The sequence below is a fragment of the Rhizobium sp. P1_E1 genome (assembly GCF_056406015.1).
In genome coordinates this window covers 1-6,654 of record NZ_JBFUAY010000226.1, presented here as the reverse complement: position 1 = coordinate 6,654, position 6,654 = coordinate 1, and the positions used below count along the sequence as shown (strand labels likewise).

At 61.9% G+C, this 6,654-nt stretch carries 5 protein-coding genes, 1 tRNA gene and 1 pseudogene; 2 read left to right on the top strand and 5 right to left on the bottom strand.

Features of this window, described 5'->3' with window-relative positions:
* Positions 1 to 251 precede the first annotated feature (251 nt).
* Complete coding sequence (locus AC1D1Z_RS32225) at positions 252 to 1,676, top strand: DHA2 family efflux MFS transporter permease subunit (protein ID WP_128403056.1); 1,425 nt, start codon at positions 252 to 254, stop codon at positions 1,674 to 1,676.
* A gap of 7 nt (positions 1,677 to 1,683) precedes the next feature.
* Here AC1D1Z_RS32225 and AC1D1Z_RS32220 read toward each other — a convergent pair whose 3' ends face one another.
* The 3 genes from AC1D1Z_RS32220 to AC1D1Z_RS32210 form a co-directional block, all read right to left on the bottom strand.
* A complete protein-coding gene (locus tag AC1D1Z_RS32220) occupies positions 1,684 to 2,067 on the bottom strand; it encodes a VOC family protein (RefSeq protein WP_128403055.1) in 384 nt (127 codons plus the stop codon).
* Positions 2,068 to 2,225: 158 nt separating this feature from the next.
* Entirely contained in the window at positions 2,226 to 2,945 is a 720-nt protein-coding gene (locus tag AC1D1Z_RS32215) for an RlmE family RNA methyltransferase (RefSeq protein WP_128403054.1), read from the bottom strand.
* A 9-nt stretch (positions 2,946 to 2,954) separates the two neighbouring features.
* On the bottom strand, positions 2,955 to 4,523 hold the full coding sequence (locus tag AC1D1Z_RS32210; protein ID WP_477852900.1) for a Ppx/GppA phosphatase family protein: 1,569 nt from the start codon (positions 4,521 to 4,523) through the stop codon (positions 2,955 to 2,957).
* Positions 4,524 to 4,765: 242 nt separating this feature from the next.
* Here AC1D1Z_RS32210 and AC1D1Z_RS32205 point away from each other — a divergent pair.
* Positions 4,766 to 4,839 (top strand) — tRNA-Gln (locus AC1D1Z_RS32205).
* Positions 4,840 to 4,953: 114 nt separating this feature from the next.
* Here AC1D1Z_RS32205 and AC1D1Z_RS32200 read toward each other — a convergent pair.
* A complete protein-coding gene (locus AC1D1Z_RS32200; RefSeq protein ID WP_128403052.1) occupies positions 4,954 to 5,949 on the bottom strand; it encodes a KpsF/GutQ family sugar-phosphate isomerase in 996 nt (331 codons plus the stop codon).
* 241 nt (positions 5,950 to 6,190) lie between these two features.
* Positions 6,191 to 6,654, bottom strand: a pseudogene (locus AC1D1Z_RS32195) (hypothetical protein); the annotation flags it as partial.

The window sequence follows — 6,654 nt, the reverse complement described above, 5'->3', positions numbered from 1 at the left end:
ATGTCCATCCTCCTATGACGTGCGGTGCGTCGCCGCACGGCCCCCCGATGTCAGTTCCGCCGGGTTTTTTTGCCCCGGCCAAGTAAACATATGTCAATCTTGCCAGGCGACGTTGATGCGCAAGGCGTCTCACGCAGACGTGAAGCAAACGTGTCGTCGACCCGGATTTGGGGATTGGCATGGCTGGGAACTGGGACTAAACAGCACTGGCCTTCCCAGCTCCATCCGCTGCCCCATCAAGGCTCCCGCCTATGAATCGCATCGTCCCGCTGATCCTTGCCGTCGCCCTCTTCATGGAACAGATGGATTCAACCGTCATTGCGACGGCGCTGCCGGCGATCGCGGCGGATTTGCATGTCGGGCCGATCACGCTGAAGCTGGCGCTGACCTCCTACATGGTGGCGCTCGCGGTGTTCATCCCGGTGAGCGGCTGGATGGCCGACAGGTTCGGCGCCAAGAAGATCTTCCGGCTTGCCATCTCCGTCTTCGTCATCGGCTCGATCTTCTGCGCCATCTCGTCCAACCTCGTCGAATTCGTGTTTGCCCGCTTCCTGCAGGGCATGGGCGGCGCGATGATGACGCCGGTCGGCCGCCTTGTGCTGGTGCGCACCACGAAGCGCAGCGATCTGGTCTCGGCCATGGCGCTGCTCACCATCCCGGCACTTGTCGGCCCGCTCACCGGACCGCCGCTCGGCGGCTTCATCACCACCTATTTCAGCTGGCACTGGATCTTCCTGATCAACGTGCCGGTCGGCATTATCGGTATCTGGCTTGCGACGATCTTCCTGCCAGAGGTGGAAGCGACGGCGCCGCCGCGGCTCGATTTCACCGGTTTCGTGCTGACCTCGCTTTCGGCTGCGGGCGTCGTCTTCGGCCTGTCGGTGGTCAGTCTGCCGGCCCTGCCCCCGATCATCGGCGTCACCGCCACCTTGATCGGCCTCACCTGCGGCTTCCTCTACGTGCGCCATGCCAAGCGGCACCCGGCGCCGATCCTCAACCTCAACCTGTTCAAGAACCCGACGTTCCGGGCCTCGACCTTGGGCGGCACGCTGTTTCGCATTTGCGTCGGCGCCATGCCCTTCCTGACGCCGTTGATGCTGCAGCTCGGCTTCGGGCTGACGCCGTTCCAATCCGGCCTCATCACCTTTGCCGGGGCGATCGGCGCGATCACCACCAAATTTATGGCGAAGCGGGTCTTCGCCGCCGCCGGCTTCCGCACCACGCTTCTCGGCGCCGCGATGGTAACCACCCTGGTGACTGTCATCACCGGCCTGTTCACGCCGTCGACGCCGCACCTCGTCATCATCGGCGTGCTGCTGCTCGGCGGTTTCTCCCGCTCCTTCATGTTCACCGGGGTGAATGCGCTTGCCTTCGCCGATATCGATGATGCCGAAGCCAGCCAGGCGACATCGATGAGCTCGGTGATGCAGCAGGTCAGCCTGGCGCTCGGTGTTGCGGTCGCCGCCGCGATCCTGGAGAGCTCGATCTATATCAGCGGCGAAGCGCTACAGGTGGCCGATTTCCACCTTGCCTTCTATATCATTGCCGGACTGACGGTGATTGCGACCATTCCCTTTATCCGGATGGACCGCAATGCCGGTGCGCTCGTTTCCGGCCACCGCTTGAAGACGATGACGGCAGCAACTGTTGAAGCCGAACAGCACGCGGTGAAATAGGCAGCCGCTACTGCGGGTTTTCGCAGACCGCAGAGAGCTTGTGGCCGTCGAGATCACGCACATAGGCAGCGTAGAAATGGGCATGGTAGGAGCGCAGGCCGGGCTTGCCTTCATCCACGGCGCCTGCCGCGATCGCCGCCGCATGGAAGGCGTCGACATCCGCCCGTGTTTCGGCTGCAAGCGCGATCATGGCGCCATTGCCTGAGGTCGCCCGGCGGCGATTGAAGGGCGTCACCACCCAGAAGCGGCAGCGCGTATCGCCCTCGGCGGCATAGCCGATTTCCTCTTCGGAAGAACGCTGGCGGCGATAGCCGAGCACAGGCAGCACGGCATCATAAAAATGCCCTGCGCGATAAAGGTCGTTGGTTCCGAGCGTGACGTAAAGAAGCATGGGATCAGCGGTTCAAATCCTGACAGCGGCGCGCGTCCTTTCAGACGCGCAAAGGACGCCGTAACGCTTTCTATTGCTGCATATCTCATCCTTAAATCGATACCGTTTTAAGGAGCTATGCAGTCGATCGCCATCATCCGTCAGGACCGGCCCGAAGATCAAGCTTCTTCAGCGTCGCCCTCAGCCTTGCGCCCTTTGAACCCCTTGGCCAGCAGGAACATCTCGACCGATTCGGCGCGCGACGAGTTCGGCTTGACATGGACGACCTGGCGGAAGTTCTGCTTCAGCATGGCGAGCAGCTCACGCTCGGTGCCGCCCTGGAAGGTCTTGGTGAGGAAGTGCCCGCCTTCCTGGAGCACCTCGACGGCGAAATGCGCCGCGACTTCGCAGAGATGCATGGTGCGCAGATGGTCGGTGCGGTGGTGGCCGGTGGTCGGCGCCGCCATGTCTGAGATGACAAGATCGGGCGTGCCGCCGACGGCCTCCAGCAGCTTTTCCGGTGCGGTCGGATCCAGGAAATCGAGCTGCAGGATCTTGACCCCCGGCAGCTGGGTCATTTCAAGGAAATCGATCGCAGCCACACGAATATCATCATCCGTCGAGCCGGTGACCTTGGCTGCGATCTGCGACCAGCTGCCGGGGGCAGCGCCGAGATCGATGATGCGCCTGGCGCCGCGCAGGATATGATGTTTCTCGTCGATCTCCAGCAGCTTGAAGGCGGCACGGGCGCGATAGCCTTCGAGCTGGGCGCGCTGCACATAGGGATCGTTGAGGTGGCGCTCCAGCCATTGGCGGGAGGAGGCCTTCATCTTCTTGTTCTTGACGCGCTGGCCGAGCTTGCGGCCGGTGCGGTTTCCCGCGATCGGTGCCTTGGTCATGCCTTCTCCCTATCTCGCGCGCTGGCCGCGGCGGTTGCGGTGGCGCCGCCACACGCCGTCATCGGCCATCATGTCTGTCAGCAAGCCTTCCCTCAAGCCGCGATCGGCAACGCGCATGCGCGGGCTTGGCCAGCGGCGGCGGATCGCCTCGAGAATGGCGCAGCCGGCGAGCACCAGATCGGCCCGATCCGGCCCGATGCAGGGATTGGCGGCGCGGCTGGCGAAATCCCAGGAGAGAAGCTTTGCCTGCATGGCGGAGACCTCGTCATCAGACAGCCAGATGCCATCGACCTTGCGCCGGTCATAACGCGGCAGGTCGAGATGGACGCCGGCAAGCGTCGTCACCGTGCCCGACGTGCCGATCAGATGGAAGTCGCCGGTCTGGGCGACCTCGATCTCCGGGCAATCGAAGCCTCCAAGCATGCCTTCGACTTCGCGTACCATGCCTTCGAAAGCCTCCGGCGTGACGTCGTGTCCGCCATGGCGCTCCGACAGCGTCACGACGCCGACCGGCAGCGAGGTCCAGTGGGTGATGTGATTGGCGAGACGGCTGAAGCGATTGTCGCCGATACGGATGACGGCGATCTCCGACGAACCGCCGCCGATATCGAACAGCACGACGGAGCGCGTCTCGCGACCGACCAGCGAGGAGCAGCCGGAGACGGCAAGCCGCGCTTCGGTTTCGCGATCGATGATTTCGAGTGCGAGGCCGGTTTCGGCAACGACCCGGTTGAGGAATTCCTCGCCATTGACGGCCTGGCGGCAGGCTTCGGTGGCGATCAGCCGCATGCGGCGGATCTCCCGATTCCTGAGCTTGGAGGCGCAGATCCTCAAGGCCTCGATTGCCCGCTCCATCGCCTCGTCGGACAGACGGCCGCTGGCCGCAAGGCCTTCGCCGAGGCGCACGATGCGGGAAAAAGCATCGACGACGCGAAACTGACCCGGACGGGTCGGCTGGGCAATGAGGAGACGGCAATTGTTGGTGCCGAGATCGAGAGCGGCATAGAGCTCCTCCGGCCAAGCATGCTCGCCGGCCTGGCGATCCCCCCTCTGGTGACCGGGATGGGCATGGCTTTCCTGGCGGCCCCTGCGGTTGGCGCTCGCGCCATTCAGCGTTTCACGCAGTTCGGCACCGAGCGCCGTCTCTTCCGCGCGGCGTTCCTGCTGCGAGACAGCAGATGGTTTTGCCGATGTCAGCGGCCGGCCCTGAAGACCGCGCTTGCCGCGATGCTTGCGGCGGTTGCGACGGCTCGGCGCCGAATCGCCATCGGACCGGGTGGCATGATCTGCCGCTCCGGCCTGTTCCATCGCATGAGGTTGAAGTGAACCATCCTGCGCAGCACCATGGCCGCCACGACGGCGACGCTTGCGCTTGCGGGCCGGATTACCGGCTGCATCTTCCATCGGGCGCGCAGGCTGTCCGGCACCGCCGGAAGGCTCATACGAAGCGGGATGAGCCGCGTTGCGGGATTGCCCGCCACGTTTGCCCTTGCGGCGCCTGGACTTCTTGCCGTCCTTGCGCCCTGCCGCCGACGCCCCGTCAAATTGCGGCTTTGCGCCGCCTTCGGGGTCTTCCACGTTCTTTTTCCACCGCGCCGCGCAAGTCTTGAGATATGCAGCAGGCGCTCATTCGATTTTTGCGTTGCGGCAAGAATATCAGCGCCCGCCGAAATCGCCAAATTCTTTTTTGGACGAGGGATTTGAGGATCGTTTCACGTCTTCCGCACCGCACGAATTTTTTCAAAACGGGTATTTGCAATCCGCCCGCTTTTGGTTATAAGCGCCGCACAGCAGCCAAGCCATGCTTCGGCGGCAACTGCTGGGGAATAGTTCAATGGTAGAACGACGGACTCTGACTCCGTTAATCTTGGTTCGAATCCAGGTTCCCCAGCCAAAAATTTTCTCATATAAATCAATGCGACAACCAGACATAGGGCGGCAAGCTTGCCCGTTTGATGTTGCGGGTGCTTGCAATGACGGTCGAGCCCGTCTGATCGAACGAGCCTGATCAGGCGACGCCGATCCGCAGCAGGTCGTGGAAATGCACCAGCCCGACTGGCCGGCGGTCATCGTCGATAACGATCAATGCCCCGATGTGATGCTGGTTGAGCAGCGCCAGGGCCGCGGTCGCCAGCACCGTCGGCTTCACCGTCTTCGGCGTCCGCGTCATGATGTCGTCGACGGCAAGCTCTGAAAGATTGCGTGTCAGGTTGCGCGCCATGTCGCCTTCGGTGACGATGCCGCAGAGCCGCCCATCTTCATCAAGCACCCCGACGCAGCCGAAATGCTTGCGCGACAGCACGGTGATCGCCTCCGGCATCGGTGTGCCCTTGGCAACGAGTGGCAGCCGCTCGCCGGTATGCATGACATCGGCGACATGCATCAGGCTCGCACCGAGTTTGCCGCCGGGGTGGAAGACGTGGAAATCCGTGGCGGTAAAGCCGCGCGCCTCCAGAAGCGCCACCGCCAGCGCGTCGCCGATTGCAAGCTGCATCAGCGTCGAGGTCGTCGGCGCCAGCCCATTCGGGCAGGCCTCCTGCTCGTTCGGTATCAGGAGGACGATATCGGCGGCGGTCGCAAGCGAAGAACGGTCGCTGCAGGTGATGGCGATCAGCGGAATGGAGAAGCGCCGCGTGAAGGAAATGATGCTCTTGAGCTCGGCGCTCTCGCCGCCTTTGGAAATCGCCAGCACGACGTCGTCGCGCGCGATCATGCCGAGATCGCCGTGATTGGCCTCCGCCGCATGCACGAAAAAGGCGGGCGTTCCCGTTGACGCGAATGTCGCCGCGAGCTTGGCGCCGATATGCCCGCTCTTGCCGACGCCGGTGACGATGACGCGTCCGGAGATGTCGCCGATGACTTCGACGGCGCGGGTGAAAGGACCGGCCAATCCATCGTCAAAAGCCTGTTCGAGCGCTTCGAGACCGCGTCTTTCGGTCTCTATCGTGCGTTTTGCCGACTCGAGCACGCTGTTTTCGACGAGGTTGATCGCTCTTCTGTTCATGAAATTGCGTTAGACCTTTTCACTTTCCAAGTCCACCCCGCACGCTTTCAGTTGGCATCTGTGGAACGAATGCGAAAAGGGGCCGCCGTTTTACCGGCTTGAGAAAAGGTCAAATAGCAGAAAGATGAGTACTCGTGCCGTTCCTCGCCCCACTCTTTCGCTCCGCCAGTGAAGTGGGCTTTGTATGCGCCAAACAAGCAGCGAACCTTACGAATGCAGCGCCCAACCGCGATTGAACACTTCAGAGCAAGGACGGTAACCGCTTAAGACGGGCAAGAATGCGATGTTGAACGGGCAGCAGGCGCAGATAAGGGGCAGGCCAGACCAAATCGCGGAAGAAACTTGAAGATTTCGAACGGCCGATCCATTTCAGGAAGGCGGGATGGATGTAACCTTTGTCGATAGCTTGATTAATATCCGCCAGTGTAACAGCACCTGCGTCCAGCGCAGCGTTCACCGCCGCATAAAATACGCTTCGATTGGGATTGGTCGGCTCTACCCATGGCTGGCGATTCATGTCGGTGAAGTGGATAAGGCTCGTCTCGTTCCTATTGTAATATTCGAGCGCATTCCAGCGGAACGGCAAGATCATCGCCTTTTCGTCGGCAGACATATGAGAGAATTCGTAGACCAGAGAATGATAGTCATAGACACCAGTATCGAGCTTTTGCATTAGCTCCTTGGCATCCCAGCGCGCTTTGGCGC

What these genes read in the sequence shown, in the direction of transcription:
- AC1D1Z_RS32200 (WP_128403052.1), bottom strand. Translation starts at nt 5,949, where the DNA reads ATGAACAGAAGAGCGATCAACCTCGTCGAAAACAGCGTGCTCGAGTCG.
- AC1D1Z_RS32220 (WP_128403055.1), bottom strand. Translation starts at nt 2,067, where the DNA reads ATGCTTCTTTACGTCACGCTCGGAACCAACGACCTTTATCGCGCAGGG.
- AC1D1Z_RS32215 (WP_128403054.1), bottom strand. Translation starts at nt 2,945, where the DNA reads ATGACCAAGGCACCGATCGCGGGAAACCGCACCGGCCGCAAGCTCGGC.
- AC1D1Z_RS32225 (WP_128403056.1), top strand. Translation starts at nt 252, where the DNA reads ATGAATCGCATCGTCCCGCTGATCCTTGCCGTCGCCCTCTTCATGGAA.